Origin of the sequence: Pseudomonas syringae group sp. 243L2 (assembly GCF_032587875.1) — a bacterium.
Classification (GTDB): Bacteria; Pseudomonadota; Gammaproteobacteria; order Pseudomonadales; family Pseudomonadaceae; genus Aquipseudomonas; species Aquipseudomonas amygdali.
The window spans coordinates 62,737-79,666 of sequence record NZ_JAWHPL010000032.1; the positions used below are offsets into that span (position 1 = coordinate 62,737).

13 protein-coding genes are annotated in these 16,930 nt (G+C 57.1%); 1 reads left to right on the forward strand and 12 read right to left on the reverse strand.

The features are described 5' to 3' along the window. Positions 1-58: 58 nt before the first annotated feature. The 9 genes from sctL to RYB66_RS22065 form a co-directional block, all read right to left on the reverse strand. A complete protein-coding gene (sctL, locus tag RYB66_RS22025) occupies positions 59-640 on the reverse strand; it encodes a type III secretion system stator protein SctL (protein ID WP_057405405.1) in 582 nt (193 codons plus the stop codon). A gap of 36 nt (positions 641-676) precedes the next feature. Beyond that, positions 677-1,204 (reverse strand): hypothetical protein, encoded by a 528-nt coding sequence (locus tag RYB66_RS22030; RefSeq protein ID WP_057405404.1) that lies wholly within the window; start codon positions 1,202-1,204, stop codon positions 677-679. Next, entirely contained in the window at positions 1,204-2,013 is an 810-nt protein-coding gene (gene sctJ / locus RYB66_RS22035; RefSeq protein ID WP_057405403.1) for a type III secretion system inner membrane ring lipoprotein SctJ, read from the reverse strand. Before sctJ ends, RYB66_RS22030 begins: the two co-directional genes overlap by 1 nt. Before the next feature lie 8 nt (positions 2,014-2,021). Further along, on the reverse strand, positions 2,022-2,396 hold the full coding sequence (sctI, locus tag RYB66_RS22040) for a type III secretion system inner rod subunit SctI (protein ID WP_005743305.1): 375 nt from the start codon (positions 2,394-2,396) through the stop codon (positions 2,022-2,024). A 27-nt stretch (positions 2,397-2,423) separates the two neighbouring features. Continuing rightward, positions 2,424-3,434 carry a type III secretion system effector HrpZ gene (gene hrpZ / locus RYB66_RS22045; protein WP_057405402.1) on the reverse strand — a complete coding sequence of 337 codons (1,011 nt, stop codon included), beginning with the start codon at positions 3,432-3,434 and terminating at the stop codon, positions 2,424-2,426. Positions 3,435-3,487: 53 nt separating this feature from the next. Then, a complete protein-coding gene (locus RYB66_RS22050) occupies positions 3,488-3,802 on the reverse strand; it encodes an ATP-dependent helicase HrpA (RefSeq protein ID WP_057405401.1) in 315 nt (104 codons plus the stop codon). Positions 3,803-3,895: 93 nt separating this feature from the next. Further along, positions 3,896-4,804 (reverse strand): sigma 54-interacting transcriptional regulator, encoded by a 909-nt coding sequence (locus RYB66_RS22055; protein WP_005743301.1) that lies wholly within the window; start codon positions 4,802-4,804, stop codon positions 3,896-3,898. Between the two features lie 50 nt (positions 4,805-4,854). Next, entirely contained in the window at positions 4,855-5,775 is a 921-nt protein-coding gene (locus tag RYB66_RS22060; protein ID WP_046832674.1) for a sigma-54-dependent Fis family transcriptional regulator, read from the reverse strand. A 1,083-nt stretch (positions 5,776-6,858) separates the two neighbouring features. Continuing rightward, on the reverse strand, positions 6,859-8,322 hold the full coding sequence (locus tag RYB66_RS22065) for a transglycosylase SLT domain-containing protein (RefSeq protein WP_316895436.1): 1,464 nt from the start codon (positions 8,320-8,322) through the stop codon (positions 6,859-6,861). 219 nt (positions 8,323-8,541) lie between these two features. Here RYB66_RS22065 and RYB66_RS22070 point away from each other — a divergent pair, with 219 nt between their 5' ends. Beyond that, the gene (locus RYB66_RS22070) at positions 8,542-13,686 is read left to right on the forward strand and encodes an AvrE-family type 3 secretion system effector (RefSeq protein WP_046832680.1); all 5,145 of its coding nucleotides are present in this window, start codon (positions 8,542-8,544) and stop codon (positions 13,684-13,686) included. Between the two features lie 49 nt (positions 13,687-13,735). On the opposite strand, the gene RYB66_RS22075 is transcribed toward RYB66_RS22070, so the two are convergent. From RYB66_RS22075 to RYB66_RS22085, 3 genes are all read right to left on the reverse strand, one after another. Continuing rightward, positions 13,736-14,125: a type III secretion system chaperone gene (locus RYB66_RS22075; RefSeq protein ID WP_016980449.1), complete on the reverse strand. Its 390-nt coding sequence runs from the start codon at positions 14,123-14,125 to the stop codon at positions 13,736-13,738. A gap of 77 nt (positions 14,126-14,202) precedes the next feature. Then, a complete protein-coding gene (locus RYB66_RS22080; RefSeq protein ID WP_316886470.1) occupies positions 14,203-16,437 on the reverse strand; it encodes a restriction endonuclease in 2,235 nt (744 codons plus the stop codon). Then, the gene (locus tag RYB66_RS22085) at positions 16,434-16,928 is read right to left on the reverse strand and encodes a CesT family type III secretion system chaperone (RefSeq protein ID WP_316895438.1); all 495 of its coding nucleotides are present in this window, start codon (positions 16,926-16,928) and stop codon (positions 16,434-16,436) included. Before RYB66_RS22085 ends, RYB66_RS22080 begins: the two co-directional genes overlap by 4 nt. Between the last annotated feature and the right edge of the window lie 2 nt (positions 16,929-16,930).

A 16,930-nucleotide genomic window follows, 5' to 3' on the forward strand; every position in this document is an offset into this window, starting at 1 on the left:
CAAACCTTGAGTGGAGCAAACAGGTGGGGCGGTTCCATTTTTGCTGTGAGAGTCTGTTTCAGGCAGACGGTTCGTTGCCTGCCAGGCCATTGCACAGCGTCGTCCAGTCGATGTCGAAAGCGCCGTTGGCATCGCTCAGGCGCAGGCATTCGGGCGCCAGCGTGGCATCGCGCTTGAGCTGCCAGTGTTCGGCAAAGCGGCTTTCAGCCAGCCATTCGGCGACCGGCTCGGCCATGTCGGGGTGAACGCTGAGAGTTGCCACAGCCTCATTGAGCTGACTGGCAGCCAGGTTTCTGACCAGCGCCCGGGCACGCTCGGCCAATGTTGTTTCATCGAGCAACTGCCGCAACGCCACACTCAACAGCTCCTCCACGGCGACCATTGCCTGCTGCTGCAAGGCGGCGCGCTGCATCTGCAGTTCGCCAAGAAAGGCATTGGCGGTTTCCCAGAACTGTGCAAGAGCCTGCTGATGCTGGCGCTCGGCTTTCTCCTGCCCCAGCACCAGTATCTGCTCTGCCTGCTGGCGTGCATCAGCCAGAATGTTGCGCGCCAGCAGACTGTTGGCGATATCTTCACGGCGCAACACTGGCTCAGGCAGAACCGCTTTGCCGGTCAAGGTAATACTGCGTTTGGCAAGCATGAGAATGTCCTGGTACAGAGGGATCCGAATCGGGATTCAACCCGCTGTGACACGCCATAAAACAGCCTGCCACAACGTCCGAAGTTTATTCTCGGGTGCCTCGCAGGGCCTGTCGGCGACCGCATCGGGCGCCCAGGCCAGACGCAGGCGCGGCCAGTATTCAGGCCCCAGCCAGGCACCCAGCAGCAAGCGAGCATCTTCAGACTCCTGATCGAGCCAGACACCGGGGCGCAGCGCTTTAGTCAGCGCCCAGCACCACGCCCCATCAGCGCCATCGCTTTCGTTGCGGGAGAAACAGATTCGCTGCGCCAGATCCAGTGCCTGATCACGTTGAGCGGGTGTCAGTGCCAGCCAGTTCAACAGCGGCTCGGCAGGCGTCGGCGGCTGACTGGGGGCGATGCCCATGCGCTGCAGAAATACACTGTGACGGCTGACCATGAGCGCGTCACACTCCTCCACCGTCAATCCGCACTCAGCGGCGAACCGGCTTTGCCAGTCAGGATGTGCCCACTGCCAGGGGTTGCACCACCAGTGCACCCAATGGTCCTCGGCAGCCCGCTCCATCATGCGCGCGCCGGTACGATCGAACGGCTCTGCTTGCCGCCAAATCCAACTCGCTGAAGCACCGCGTTACGCCAGTCACTGCGCAACAGCAGCGCGGCAATCAGCAACAACAGCACCAGGCCGATCGGCACCAGCCACAGCATCAGATTCCAGAATGGCAGATTGGCGCTATCCAGCTTGAACGGTCCGAAACTGGCCCACTGGGTGGTTTCCTGAAACTCGGTAGCCGGTACGAAAACAATGGAAAACTTTTTTGATTCTGCCGACTGCGTCGACATACCGGGGATACTGCTGGCGACCATTTGTTGAATACGCCCACGTACGCTGTCAGGATCGAGCGCCGCCGAATGTTTGATGAACACCGCAGCAGACGCCGGTTGCACCGGCTCGCCTGGCGCTATACGTTCTGGCAACACGACATGAACCCTGGCGACGATAACGCCATCAATCTGCGACAGCGTCGCCTCAAGCTCCTGGGACAACGCATAAATGTAGCGGGCACGCTCTTCGAGCGGGGTCGAGATGACCCCTTCTTTCTTGAAGATTTCCCCCAGGCTGGTACGTGACTGGCGCGGCAGGCCCGCAGCGTTGAGCACCCGCACGGCGCGGTTCATGTCACGGGTCGCGACCGTGACGACGACGCCGGTTTTTTCCAGGCGCTTGCGCGCATCGATATGCTGATCCGCAAGGCGTGCAACCACCTCGTTGGAGTCCTGCTCGGACAGGCCAGTGAACAGATCGGTTTCATCACTGCACCCACCGAGCAGCAGCATGCAAAACAGCAGCAGCCCTGCGCTCAGAAATTTCACGGCAACCTCTACTGCAAGTTAGTCAGCTTATCGATCGCCTGCGCAGTCTTGCTCACGACTTTGGTCGTGAGCGCAGTCTGCAACGAGCATTGCGACAAGGTTCTGGTCATCGCCGCAATATCCAGCGCATCACCGGTACCAGAGGCTTTTTTCATGGAGCGCATGGCTTGCTGGGAGATCTTTTCGGTTTCGCCCAGACCACCGGAAATCGCACTGGCGATATGCTCGGAAAGCGGCGCACCACTCGAAACCTTGTCCGGTTGCGCGGCGGCGGTGAACAGATCGACATCAGCCTGGTCCGGTTCCAGAACAAGCCCCTGTGGCACATCCTGCCCAAGTTCGGACGGGATGCTTTTAACATTACCAATATGGGAAATGGTCACGTGAGTTCTCCGTCAGGCGGGTGTCCGTCAGGCAGCCGCCTGGTTGCGGTTACTTTGCAGCAGAGCGTCGACCAGCAAGTTGGCAACCTGCGCTGCACTGCTGTTCAGGTCATTGCCGATCTGACCAGTCCCCATGAGCGTCGCCTCCAGCCCTTTACGCACCAGGCCGCCGAGCAACTGATCCAGGTTCTGTTCGACACCCAGCGAAGCGTTTGCCTGCAGACTGACCGGGGGGGTTCCCAGTCCGCCGCCGGACAATACCGACTGCAGGCCAAGGTCGATCAGCTCACCGATCAACTGCCCCACGTCACCCGTGGAATTTGTACCGTTCCCGGGGCCGGTGTTGGCTTCGATCAGCGGGTCACCTACCGGGCCGGATGAACCGGCTGAAAAGCTGCCCAAGCCGCCATCGCCTGCTGCGAAATCGCCAGTATCATTCTGCTGGTTGCCAAGCTGTTGACCGATGATATCGAGCGCAGCACGGAACTGAGCGGTCTCGTCGCCATCGAGGAAATTGTCTTCTTTGAGTTCGCTCACCCACGAGCCCGAGTTCGGCGCAGGAAACTGTGCAGGGTTGTCATCCATGAACTGCGCGATCTTTTCCAGCATCGGCATGTCGTCATTGGAAAAGTTAGTCCCGTTACCTTGCTGGGTCAGAAGATCATCTAGCATCGATTTGGCCAGACCGTTCAACACTTGCGTCATCAGGTCAGGCTGTCCGACACCGCCCAGACTGTCGGCAGCGGCGCCAAAATTGTCACCCAGTTTTTCATGGATCAGCTTGTCCAGCGCGGCGATGACATCCTCAATGCCGCCGCCAGCCATGCCATCGGCCGCCATCGACTTCGCCAGCAGCTTGCCCAATGGCGAGCTCTCGTCCAGTTGACCATTACGGGTCAACTCTTGAGCCAACTGCACGATGACATCCTGAAGCGCCTTGCTGGATGTGTTCGCACCCGTAACCTCGGTTTCAGGACGAACAAGAACAAGCGCCATCGCCGGGGTCTGCAATGAGCTGTTAAGACTGAGACTCTGCATCACAACCTCCTCAAAGAAACCGCCCCTTCAGGTGTGAAGGGGCGCTCAAGACATCAGAACTGGACGACCGCGTTCTCGATTTTCTTTGCCACGATCTGGTTAGCCAGTTTTTCATCAGCAGCCTCGAAGCCCGCCATCATGCTTTCTTCGCGACGCTTGGCGCCCTCTTCGGTGGAGATGTCCTGCAATTTATCGTTCTCTTTGTCACCCTTTCTGAGGTTGTCATACACAGAATTTGCGGAATCGTTGGAACCGGTGTTTTTGTACATCGACGTCTGACGGTCTTTGGCGCTGTTCATGTCGCTCAGACCTTGCATGGCGCTACCGCCGCCGTTGATCAACTTGGTGCCAATGCTGGATAAGCTCATCGTTTGATACCCTTTAGTCAGTACCAGCGTAATTGCTTGGTACAACTAGGTGGTGACAGGCGGTGAATGGGTTCCAGCGTTCACACAAAAAAATCAGATCTGCAACTCCTTGATACGTCGATAGAGCGTGCGGCGTGGCATGTCCAGCTCCAGGCTTGCCGCATCGATGCAGTTACGGTGACGCTTGAGTGACTGTTGAATCAGGGCCTTTTCAATCGCCCTCAGCTGGGATTTGAGCCCACAGGCCAAGTGTTCTTCACTCTGCGGGTCGACACCCAACACCGGGAAACCCAATACATGGCGCTTTGCAGCAGCCTTGAGCTCACGGATATTGCCGGGCCAGTCATGCCCCAACAGCACCTGCTGAAGCAGCGGACAGACATCGGCCGAGGCGACGTCCAGTTCTTTGGCAGCCGCGGCCATAAAGCGCTTGAACAAGGGCAGAATGCGCTCAGGCTGTGTGCGCAAGGGTGGCAGTTGGAGCGTCAACACGTTAAGGCGAAAGTACAGATCGCGACGAAATTTCCCCTGCTCGACGGCATCATCCAGAGACGACTGGGCCGAAGCGATCACGCAGACATCCAGCTTGATCGTCGATGTCGAACCCAGTCGTTCCAGTGCTCGGGTTTCCAGCACCCTCAGCAGCTTGGCCTGCAGGCTGAGCGGCATGCTATCGATCTCATCCAGATACAGCGTTCCGCCTTGTGCCGCTTCGATGTAGCCGACTCTGGAGCGGTCAGCACCGGTGTACGCACCGCTGACCACTCCAAACAGCTCACTCTCTGCCAGCGACTCCGGAATCGCAGCGCAATTCATCGCAACCAGGCGACCTTTACGGCCAGACATTGTGTGAATTCGCTGGGCAATCGTGTCTTTGCCAGTGCCGGTCTCGCCTGACAGCAACACATCGATACCGAGTTGCGAAATGCTTTCAGCGACGATCCCCAGATTTGGAACACGCTCCTCGTCCAGGTCGTCATCAAACCCCTCATCAAGATCCATCACATGACTCCCGAGACATCAGCTTTTTGGACTCCAGCCGTTGCTGCGATCTATGCAGCAACTCCCAACTCCTTCATGCGGTGGTAAAGCGTACGTCTAGGCAGTTCGAGCTCCTGAAGCACGGCGTCGACATTGTGTCGATGCCGTTTCAACGCATCCTGAATAAGCATCTTTTCGATCACGCGCATCTGCATGCGCAGACCTGTCACCGGATCGCGCGCATCCATCGGCTCGGCCCCCAGCAGCGGGAACCCCAATACAAACCGCTTGGCTGCGGATTTCAGTTCGCGCACGTTGCCCGGCCAGTCATGGCTGAGCAGGATCTGCACACGACCGTTGTCCAGTACAGGAACGGGACGTTGGAACTCAGCGGCAATCTCCTGGGTGAACTGGTCGAACAATGGCAGGATCTGTTCGCGACGTTTGCGCAAGGCTGGCAAGTGAAGCGTCAGCACGTTGAGCCGAAAAAACAGGTCGCGACGAAAAAGTCCTTGTTCCACCAGTTCATCCAGAGGGCGCTGGGCGGAAGCAATCACGCGCAGATCCAGTGGAATGAATTCGGTTGAGCCCAGCCGCTCGACCCCCCGGCTCTCCAGCACGCGAAGTAACTTGGCTTGGAGGCTAAGCGGCATACTGTCGATTTCATCGAGGTAAAGCGTGCCGCCGCTGGACGCTTCGATGTAGCCCTCGCGAGCGCGGCAGACACCGGTAAATGCGCCATTGACGACACCGAATAACTGGCTTTCTGCCAACGATTCGGGGATGGCGGCGCAGTTCATGCCGACAAAGGGCCCGGACCTGCTGGACAGCTCATGAATGCGATTGGCCAGGGTGTCTTTACCCGTCCCGGTTTCCCCGCACAGCAGTAAGTCCATATCCAGAAACGCGCTGTTCATTGCAATTTGATGACCAGCGGATAATGCAGTTACGTCCCAACACGCTCGGACGTCCTTATCAATGTCTGTGCTCATCGATCACTCTCACTGTGGGTGGCAAGCGGACTATTAATACCACGTCTTACAAGGCATACATATAGTAATTTAGTTCCCCATGAAATGAGAAAAACCTCACAAAGTTGAGAATTATTATCATAGTAATATCGTCATATGAAGCACAACCCTAGCATAGAGCCAGACTGTTGGGATGATTAGCTTAATCTATCGATACTGTATTCCGATCAAGCGCTTACCACTCAAAAAAACGTTAAAACCCCCGGCTTCCGGGGAGCCAACCGCACTGCCCCGTCTTGGACCCTGGCAAAAAACCATGTAACCACACGGTTTATTATTAAAAAAAACTTCACAGAAAAGTCACACAACTCATAAAAATAAACTTAACGTTATAGGCCGTTTTACAAGGGCTCACTTAATAACGGGCTGAAGGAAATTAAAACGGGAAACACATACTCAAGCCGTCCTCTTTCAAGGAAAATAAACGTAACAAACTACCCGACTAAAACGAAAAGTTCGACAGTGAAACTTAACTTATTGATGGGGAACGGAAGATGTTACATGTAACGCTCGACAGGGTGACTCATGGGTTTTCATACATTCGGTTTTCCGAACGCCGCTCACCCTTGGCATGGAGCGTTACAAAATCCTCCCGGTTTTTGGGCTCGAAACTAGATAGCTTTTTGCCACCCACCCATTCGGCTATCCGAACGGGTGGGTTTCATAGCATGCGGGCTCAAAATTTGATCGAAGAGATAGTTAACTGAAAGGATTCAGTGTAGGACAATCCGTCAATCGCAAGCTGTCGCCACGCCAAAGGCGATGACCATAACGAACGGTGATACCTCGTCATCACGGAAGAATGTTTCTAAATGTGTGTAAGCACTAGCTTACAAAACTTTACAAAAGTTCAGCAAAAATAGTCGGCGAGCGTAAAAAGTTCATGGCTACCTGCCGCGAACGAGAACAAAAACAAGGACGTATCAGCGTTGAAATATAGCGTCTTAACGGCGAGTCACACCGAAACGCCAACAAGAAAAAGCACCAAAAAAGGGCATTTTTCAGGTGATTTTGCTAGACATCCGGCTTTAAAACCGCAGGTTATTAGCGTGAACCGCTGGCATAGACCACGATACGCGGGCCGCTTGGCAGCTCGCGCGGACCCGTACGATCCTCGATATCATCACGCCTGCGAGGCGACGAGCGGTCATCCACGTAGCGCCCGGCGTGTACCACGCTAGGCACCGATAATGCCTCCCTTGCCGGTGTCCGCGGGGTCGCTGGCGGCTCTTTATGCTCGACAGCCGGTATCAAGGGTGGTGTTTGCGGCGCAGAAGACTGCTCTGTTACCCGCATGGGTTCCACTGGGTTGGGCACAGGTGCCCGTTCAGCTACCTCAACCGGCTGCGCTGGCCTGGGCACCGGCGTTCGCTCGACCACCCTCACCGGCTGTGCCGTCTGGGGTAATGCCAAGTGTTCGACCACAGGCTTATCAATGCGCTGAGGGGTGCCCATAGTCACAGGAGATTCCCCGGTTATTCGCGCGATACCGGCTGTCAGCACTTGCTTCTGAGTCTTGGGCAACAGCAACCGCCCTGGTCCATCTGGCGTTTTTTTGCGCAGAAACGCCGAGTTGAGTCTCAGCAACTGGCCCTCATCCACACCCGCAGTGGCTGCAAGCTGGGTCAGGTCTACTGCATGGTTGAGTTCGACCACGTCGAAATATGGCGTATTGGCGACAGGGGTGAGTTTTACACCATAGGTAGCGGCGTTGCGCACGATCAGCGAGAGCGCCAGCAGCCTGGGCACGTAATCCTGGGTTTCCTTGGGCAAATTCAGGTGCCAGTAATCAACAGGCAGTCCGCGCCGCCGATTGGCCTCGATCGCCCGGCCGACAGTGCCTTCGCCCGAGTTGTAGGCCGCCAGTGCCAGCAGCCAGTCATTATTGAACTGATCATGCAGGCGGGTCAGGTAATCCATCGCTGCCTTGCTGGAGGCCACCACGTCACGGCGAGCGTCGTACGTAGCGCTTTGATAAAGATTGAAGCTGCGCCCGGTAGAAGGCATGAATTGCCACAGGCCAGCCGCCGCAGCCGGTGAATTGGCCATCGGGTTGTAGGAGCTTTCGATCATTGGCAACAGCGCCAGCTCCAACGGCATGTTGCGCTCGTCCAGGCGCTCGACAATAAAATGCAGATAGGGGCTGGCCCGGACACTTGCCCCACTGATAAACCCACGATTGCTCAGCAGCCAATCGCGCTGGCGAGCGATACGCTCATTCATACCCTGGCCATCGGCCAGTCTGCTGCGTTGCGCAACGCGCTGCCACACGTCCTCGCCGTTATAGACGGGCAAATCGGAAATTTTCTCTGCCGCCCGCGCACCTTCCTGATCATCTCCCCCCCAGTAGACCAGGCCCGTAACCAGACGCGGATTGCGTTCCTGCCGGGGTGCTGAATAGTCCATAGACTGACAACCCACACACAGCGAGCCCAGTGCGAGCACAGCAATTTGAATAGCGCGAGCCAGCAAGCGGGGGCTCGATACGATGGAGGCAACGGCGGGCATGGGGGGAATGTCCTGAACGTGTCCATCCTACGTGGCACGTTCACCGTTACGGTTCCCTTTTGAAACCGATATCAGCCGCGCAAGGCATCTTGCTGAATCATTTCAGCCATAAGTATTTGCGATGGAACCCGCCGTTATCAGGTGCCACTCAGCCAATGAAGGAATTTTCAAGCTTTGCATCAGGCTGCCATCAGTGGCACATGGACAGGGAGATTCACCGTGCATTCATCATCGATCCACCGCAACACCGGAGGCATCATTCAGCCGACAGTCCCGGCAAACACGAACGCTGCAACTGATCTACAGCAAAAAACCGAACAACCCAAACAACGCTCCTCGCACTCACTGAGCAGTGTCGGCAAGCGAGCGCTGAAGAACGTCAGCAAACTGTTCCAGAAATCCAAGGCACCGCAGCAGAAAGCGGCCACGCCTCCCACCGTAAAAAACGTCAAGCCTTCACAGCCCACTTCAAATGCGAAGACAGCCAAAAATAAAGCGCCTGTATCTCAGTTATCGAGCAATAGTCTTGATGACCTGGACGATACGCGCCAGCCAGTGACGCGTGCGGGGCATAGCGGCGCCAGCACTTCCGGCACCAAAGCCCAAGACCCGGACGAGCCGGCTACTATCCAGAGTTCTCGGCAATCGATGATGACGCGCAGCAACGGAGGCCGTTTCGAGCTGAAAGACGAAAAACTGGTTCGCAACTCAGAGCCACAAGGCAGCATTCAACTGGACGCCAAGGGAAAGCCTGATTTCTCCACGTTCAATACTCCCGGCCTGGCTCCATTGCTGGATTCCATTCTCGCCACCCCCAGGCAAACCTACCTGGCCCATCAAAGCAAAGACGGCGTTCACGGCCATCAGTTGCTACAGGCCAACGGGCACCTGCTGCACCTGGCGCAGGACGACAGTTCGCTAGCCTTGATCCGCAGCAGCAAAGAAGCACTGCATATAGAAGGAAAGAAACCGCCAGCGGTGAAACTGGAGCGTGAAGACGGCAACATTCACATCGACACCGCCAGCGGACGCAAGACTCAAGAGTTACCCGGCAAGGCGCACATCGCTCACATCACCGGCGTGCTTCTCAGGCACGACGGCGAGCGTATGCGTGTGCATGAAGACCGGCTCTATCAGTTCGACCCGCTCAGTGCTCGCTGGAAAGCGCCTGAAGGCACGGAGGACATTGCTTTCAATAGTCTGGCCACAGGCGGCAACGGCTCGGTCTATGCGAAAAGCGACGATGTGGTAGTCGACCTCACGAGCCCTTTCATGCCGCACATCGAAGTCAAGGATCTGCAGTCATTTTCGGTGGCACCGGACAACAGAGCGGCATTGCTCAGCGGCAAGGAGACTCAGGCGATCCTGCTCACAGACATGAGCCCGGTGATTGGCGATCTGACCGAGAAGAAAACAAAAGCGCTTGAACTCGACGGCGGCAAGGCGCAAGCAGCTGCGGTCGGCCTGAGCGACAACAAGCTGTTCATAGCAGACACCCAAGGCAGACTTTACAGCGCGGACCGTAGTGCATTTGAAAGCAATGACCCGCAATTGAAGCTGACGCCCGATCAGGCAAACTTTCAACTGGCAGGCCTGCCGCTGGGTGGCCACGACAGCGTCACCGGATTCATCAACGGGGATGACGGCCGTGTGCATGCATTGATCAAAAACCGCCAGGGCGAGATTCACTCCCACGCGCTCAATGAGCAGGATTCAAAACTGGAAAGCGGCTGGAACCTGACCAATGCTCTGGTACTGAGCAACAATCGCGGGCTGAGCATGCCCCCGGCACCCACCGCCGCTGACCGGCTCAACCTTGATCGTGCGGGTCTGGTTGGCCTGAGCGAAGGACGCATTCAGCGCTGGGACGCGACGCCCGAATGCTGGAAAGACGCCGGTATAAAAGATATTGAGCGCCTGCAACGCGGTGCCGACAGCAACGCCTATGTGCTCAAGGGCGGCAAACTGCACGCGCTCAAGGTGACTCCTGAACACCCCAACATGGCCTTTGACCACAACACAGCGCTGGCCCAGACCGCGCGCTCGACAACAGTCGAGATGGGCAAGGAAATCGAAGGCCTCGACGACCGAGTGATCACAGCCTTTGCAATGGTCAGCAACAAATGCTTCGTCGCCCTTGATGACCAGAACAAGCTGACCGCCCACAGCAAGGATCACAAACCCTTCACTCTCGATATCCCCGGCCTGGAGGGCGATATCAAGAGCCTTGCTCTGGATGAAAAACAGAACCTTCATGCGCTCACCAGTACCGGCGGGCTTTATTGCCTGCCCAAGGAAGCTTGGCAATCGACAAAGCTGGGGGATCAGATGCGCGCCCGCTGGACGCCGGTTGCCCTACCTGGGGGTCAGCCGGTCAAGGCACTTTTCGCCAATGACGACAACGTGCTCAGCGCCCAGATCGAAGACGCCGAGGGCCAGGGTCTGATGCGGCTCAGTGCAGGCAAATGGCAAGCTTTCGAGCAGCGCCCGGTAGAAGAAAACGGTTTGAATGACGTGCACTCGCGAATCACGGGATCGAACAAGACCTGGCGAATTCCAAAAACCGGGCTGACGCTCAGAATGGACATCAATGCATTCGGGCGCAGCGGTGTGGAGAAATCCAAAAAAGCCAGCACCCGCGAATTCATACGCGCCAACGTCTACAAAAACACCGCAGAAGTGCCCCGCTGGATGAAGAACGTTGGCAACAGTATTCAACATCGCCACCACGGTCGTCTGGGTCTGAATGAGGTTTATGAAACCGAGTCCATGCTGTTCAAGCAGTTGGAGCTGATCAATGAGTCCGGCGGCAGGCCACCAGCCCCGGGCAAGGATTTGAAAGCGCGCATTGCCGCACTGGAATCAAAACTGGGGCCTCAAGGCGCTACGCTGGTCAAGGAACTGGAAACCCTGCGCGAAGAGCTGGAAAATCACAGCTATACGGCGCTGATGTCTATCGGCCAAAGCTATGGCAAGGTGAAAAACCTCAGGCAACAAGATGGCATTCTCAACCAGCACGGTGAGTTGGCCAAGCCGTCGGTGCGCACTCAGTTCGGCAAGAAACTCGCTGAGCTGGGCACAAAGCTCAACTTCAAAAGCTCTGGACATGACCTGGTCAAGGAGCTTCAGGACGCCTTGACTCAAGTTGCTCCGTCTGCTGAAAACCCCACCAAAAAGTTACTCGGCACGCTGAAGTATCAAGGGCTGAAACTCAGCCACCAGAAAGCCGATGTACCCTTGGGGCAGCGCCGCGATGCCAGTGAGGAGCATGGCCTGAGTAAAGCGCGTCTGGCGCTGGATCTGGTCACGCTGAAAAGCCTCGGCGCGCTGCTCGACGAGGTCGAACAGCTACCGCCGCAAGCCGACATAGATCCGTTACAAAACAAACTGGCGACGCTACGTGATGTGACTTACGGCGAAAACCCGGTCAAGGTGGTTACAGACATGGGCTTTACCGATAACAAAGCGCTGGAAAGCGGTTATGAAGCGGTCAAGACATTCCTCAAATCGTTCAAAAAAGCTGACCATGCCGTGAGCGTCAACATGCGCGCAGCCACAGGCAGCAAGGACCAGGCGGAGCTGGCCGGGAAATTCAAAAGCATGCTCAAGCAACTGGAGCATGGCGACGACGAAATCGGGCTGCAACGCAGTTACGGACTGAACCTTACCACCCCGTTCATCATTCTTGCCGACAAGTCCACAGGACTATGGCCAACGGCAGGCACCACCGGCAACCGTAACTACATACTCAATGCCGAGCGTTGCGAGGGCGGCGTTACCCTGTATCTGATCAGCGAAGGTGCGGGAAACGTAAGCGGTGGCTTCGGTGCCGGCAAAGACTACTGGCCGGGCTTTTTTGACGAAAACCATCCTGCTCGTAGTGTCGACGTCGGTAACAACCGCACGTTGACCCCCAACTTTCGCCTGGGCGTGGACGTGACAGCCACCGTCGCCGCCAGCCAACGTGCCGGCGTGGTCTTCAACGTTCCGGATGAAGACATCGACGCATTCGTCGACGACCTGTTTGAAGGCAAGCTGAATCCATTGCAGGTGCTTAAGAAGGCAGTAGACCATGAGACCTACGAGGCTCGGCGATTCAACTTCGACCTCACGGCGGGCGGAACTGCCGATCTACGCGCAGGGATAAATCTGACCGAAAACAGAGACCCGGATGCCGATCCCAATAGCGATTCGTTCTCTGCGGTGGTACGCGGCGGATTTGCGGCGAACATCACCGTTAACCTGATGACCTACACCGATTACTCGTTGACCCAGAAAAACGACAAGACCGAGTTGCGCGAAGGCGGCAAGAACCGCCCGCGTTTTCTCAACAACGCAACGCTTGGCGGGCAGCTTCGAGGTCAGATCGGCGGCACCCACACGGCCCCCACAGGCACACCGGCCTCCGCCCCGGGACCGACGCCCGCGTCACAGACAGCCGCCAACAATCTGGGAGTAGCGGTCAATTTCAGCGTAGAGGACAGGACTGTCAAACGGGTCAAGTTTCGCTATAACGTCGCCAAGCCGATAACCACCGAAGGTTTGGGCAAGCTGTCTAAAAGCCTCGGCGAGGCATTCAAGGACAGCACGACCAAAGCAAAACTGGCCGAACTGGCCGACCCGCTGAATGCGCGTTACGCAGGCAAGAAACCGGATGAGGTTATTCAGGCGCACCTCGACGGCCTTGAAGAACTGTTTGCCGACACTCAATGGCAGAACGACAAGCAGTACAAAGCGCTTCGTGGTCTGAAACGCGGGGCGGTCGAGCATCGGGCATCAGTCAATAAGCACAGCGTGATGGATAACGCACGTTTTGAGACCAGCAAAACCAACCTCTCCGGCCTGAGCAGTGAAAGCATACTCACCAAAATCATGGGCTCAGTGCGTGAAGCGAGCGCCCCCGGCAATGCGGCCAGGGTTGCCGAGTTCATGCGCCAGGATCCGAAGCTCCGCGCCATGCTCAAGGATATGGAGGGCAGCATCGGGACGCTGGCGCGCGTAAGGCTGGAACCGAAGGACTCGCTGGTCGATAAAATCGACGAAGGTAGCCTGGACGGCACCATGACCCAAAGCGACCTCTCCGCCCTTCTGGGAGACCGCAACCAGATGCGCATCAAGCGCCTGGTGGTATTCCACACCGCGACTCAGGCTGAAAACTTCACCTCACCCACCCCCTTGGTCAGCTATAACAGCGGAGCGAATATGAGCGTCACTAAAACGCTGGGGCGCGTCAACTTCATTTATGGCGCAGACCAGGACAAACCGATTGGTTACACCTTTGACGGCGAGTTGTCGCGGCCATCGGCGTCGCTCAAGGAAGCGGCGAGCAAGTTGAAGCAAGAAGGGTTTGAACTGAAAAGCTGAAAACGCAAACAGTGGAAAAAAGCGCCGCTTTTACGCGGCGCTTTTTTATTCAAGCCTGTAGAAATGCGCGTGCCTCACGAGCCTGGGAAATGAAGCCGCGAGTCACGTCGCAGAACGCCGGCTCATCGAGCAATGCCAGTTCACGCTGGGCGCATAGACGTACATCGCCCTGATCGACAGCAAACCAGCAACCGTGCAAACGGGCGACGTCGAAGTTCAGGCTCAACAGGCGCTGTAGATCAGTGGAACGCTCCGGACAACGGCCTACTCGGCAATGAAAGACGACCATTTCGCTGTGCTCGGGCAATTCGATGACCGCCGCTTCGTTGTTCTGGCCGTCGTAAAGGGCGCATACGCCATTCTGCAAGGCCAGTGATGTACCGAGTTGGACGCCCAGAGCGTTGATGAAGCGTGCAAAATCGGGTGTCGGGTTTCTCATCGTTATAGTCCTTTAACGTTAAAGCAGTATGAATCAGCCGGACAGCAGACAGGTACGGACTGTGCCCGGCGTTGGAATCAACGCGGAGCGAGCAAGCCTTCTTCGAGCGCCCGCAACTGCTCGTCGTCAAGCGGAACGGAGGGTGCCGGCCTCTGCACTGTGGGGCTGGATGGCGGCGTTGGGGCCGTGTTCCGGAGCTCGTCGGCGGACCCGCGAGCTTCAGGCGGTTTTGCTGGCGTAAGCGCAGCGCGTGCTGACGACACGCCGTTCAGCGCACCGTCTGCCAACACTCGAACCGTGTCCACGGCCATCTGGGTTGGCAGCTGCAACGCGCCTCGTCCCATGTGATAAGCGCTTTCCATAGCCCTTGGAATACCGCTCAACGTGCTCGGCTGGAAGGTATGTGGCAGCGATGCCCTGTTCGGATGGCGGATGTTGTTCAAGGCTGTTTCGGTACGATCCAGCATCGGCGTTGCGCCCCCCATCCCCGCATCCTTCAACGCCTTGGCTTCGGCGGTGACAGACTGGTTGGCGTACAGCGTGGACAGGTAGGAAATCGAGCCCGTTGCGGCCAGAGCCATATTGCGCAGGATATTCCCCGCACTGAGCGTACCGCGCGCGCCTTCCGGCTGGGCTGTCACAGGCGGCAGTGCCGAGGTCAGCGCCGAGCTCTGAATACCCGATATTGCCTTGCTATAGAACGTGGTACGTACCGAGGCTTCGCGCAGGTCCATACCTTTGGCCAGATCCTTTTTCAGCTCTGTCTCGGCTCGGTCTGGCGTGAATACCGGAATTTTGCGCCCTGCGGGATCGACATACGTCGACTTCAACTGCAAAAGCGTTTGCGAACTGGCAGACACCGCCCCGCCAAAGCCGGATGCCAAGGCTCTTGCACTCAGCGTCTGACCATTGATCTGGTGTAAATCGTTGAGCATCTGGCGCACGGCCTGTGAACCACCAAAGGCACTGTAAGCCATCATTTCACCCACTGGATGGGTGGACGAACCCTGGACCTTCTTCTGATTCAGCACTGCGCGTTCGCCCTTGACGAACGCCTTGTCCTGAGCGATTTCCTCGGGCGTTTTTCTGATCAGCTCACCGTGCTCGCTTTTCAGTTCGAAGGGGTCAGGAATCACCGAATTGGTATCGATAGCCTTGAGTGGCACCATGTTCAGCCGTTCGTTCAGGCCAGTCTTCTGCAAAGTAGCCTGAAACACCGGTTTCACTACGCTGTTGACTGTCTCGTGGGCAATGCCCGCGACCATTCCGGTTATCGCCGCCTTGAGCATGCTGGCGTCGCTGCTGGTCTCAGGCACCTCCTCTCGCAGCTTGTCACTGGTGGACAAACGCACATAACCCAGGTGCGTCATTGACGACAGGAACTGTGGAACCGCAGCCGCGACAATCGGCCCGGCACCTTTCCAGCCGCCAACCGAGTTGCGGGCAGTGACAAGATCACTGACGACGGTGTCCAGTTGTGTGTGTGCGGCGACCGAAGCAAGGCGTTTGGCCTCTGGCGATTTGACGAAATCGGCGTGCAGGCCGACCAGAGTGGTTTTCGCATCAACCAGCGCCTGTCTGTTAGCGTGCAAAGCGTCCTTGGCGCCCTCTTCGGCACTTTGCAGGCTCACATCCAGTGCAGCGATGTGATCATCCAGCGACACGATGCCTTTGCTGAGCCCTTCGCCGATTGCCTTGCTCGCACGACCGGCGTACTCGCCAAGGGCTGTCTGACTGACGGCAAGAGTCGCCCGATCCTCGTTGGCATGCGGGCCTGTCTTGGTGGGCGTAGCGTCATGCATCAACTGAAAGTGCTCCAGTTGATCGGCGACCGATTGCGCGAAGCCCTTGATCAGTTGACCGACTTCGGCTTTGTCGGGGGCCTGACCCGGCTGGGTAAACTTGTCCAGCAGTTGTTGCAAGTCCGAACCATGAAACTGCTTCAGTTGATAGCGCTCAGGGGAGAGACGCTCGGCCATGACTTCAAAAGGCAGCTTTTCAGCTTGTAGCAAGCTGCCAATCAATAACGCGGCACGCGAGCTGATCATCGGCGCGCCGCTGACCGGAGCTGTCGCCTGCTCAGCCTTGAAGGCCTGCAAAAGCTGCGTGTGTCGCGCCGCAACATTCAGCCGCGCGGCACCGGTAGCCGAGCTTTCGGCTGCGTGCGGCCCTGCCTGATTGGGAGTCAGCGGCGGATTCATGCCTGGCGTCACTGCATTCGGGTGAGCGGTCTGGGCGGGAATCGCATCGGGCTGCTGGTTTATCCGGGCGAGCTCGATGCCGCCCGATCCACCGATTCGCGGAGTGTTCATTGAAACCTCCCTGAGGCCGATAGGCTCTCGCGTTTGGCTGCCGTGGCAACAGGCTGCTCAACCGGGGCACCTGCTGTTTTGACCTGCCCGATGAACCCATGCTCGCGCCACTCGTTCGCCAGATCAGCGAACGACCTCATCAACAGCAGCACGCCTTCGGCAGAGGCTCGCTCCAAGCTCACGGACCCCATAAGCAATACCCGACTGGTCTGAGCATTCCAGGAGAAAACCGGGCTATGGGCACCCGAGAACATATGAAAATTAATGTCCATCAACGCCAGCAATGCAGCGTCACGATTGCGTTTCGGCAACGCTCCCATGTCGCCGTAAATCAAAACAGCACGGCCCTCATCGCGATCCTGATACTGAAGTGTGAAGTCCACTTCGCTGATTTTGAAATTGGCAGACTCGTAAAAACGTTCAGGCGTGGAAATAAGGCTGAGCGCGCAGATTTCATTTATCAGGGTGTGGTACGGGTCATTATTGGTCATTT

Excerpts from the sequence above, each read along its gene's own strand:
- RYB66_RS22030 (WP_057405404.1), bottom strand. The coding sequence starts at position 1,204 with ATGGAGCGGGCTGCCGAGGACCATTGGGTGCACTGGTGGTGCAACCCC.
- RYB66_RS22060 (WP_046832674.1), bottom strand. The coding sequence starts at position 5,775 with ATGAGCACAGACATTGATAAGGACGTCCGAGCGTGTTGGGACGTAACT.
- sctL (WP_057405405.1), bottom strand. The coding sequence starts at position 640 with ATGCTTGCCAAACGCAGTATTACCTTGACCGGCAAAGCGGTTCTGCCT.
- hrpZ (WP_057405402.1), bottom strand. The coding sequence starts at position 3,434 with ATGCAGAGTCTCAGTCTTAACAGCTCATTGCAGACCCCGGCGATGGCG.
- RYB66_RS22050 (WP_057405401.1), bottom strand. The coding sequence starts at position 3,802 with ATGAGCTTATCCAGCATTGGCACCAAGTTGATCAACGGCGGCGGTAGC.
- RYB66_RS22080 (WP_316886470.1), bottom strand. The coding sequence starts at position 16,437 with ATGAACACTCCGCGAATCGGTGGATCGGGCGGCATCGAGCTCGCCCGG.
- RYB66_RS22085 (WP_316895438.1), bottom strand. The coding sequence starts at position 16,928 with ATGACCAATAATGACCCGTACCACACCCTGATAAATGAAATCTGCGCG.
- RYB66_RS22075 (WP_016980449.1), bottom strand. The coding sequence starts at position 14,125 with ATGAGAAACCCGACACCCGATTTTGCACGCTTCATCAACGCTCTGGGC.
- RYB66_RS22065 (WP_316895436.1), bottom strand. The coding sequence starts at position 8,322 with ATGCCCGCCGTTGCCTCCATCGTATCGAGCCCCCGCTTGCTGGCTCGC.
- RYB66_RS22055 (WP_005743301.1), bottom strand. The coding sequence starts at position 4,804 with ATGGATCTTGATGAGGGGTTTGATGACGACCTGGACGAGGAGCGTGTT.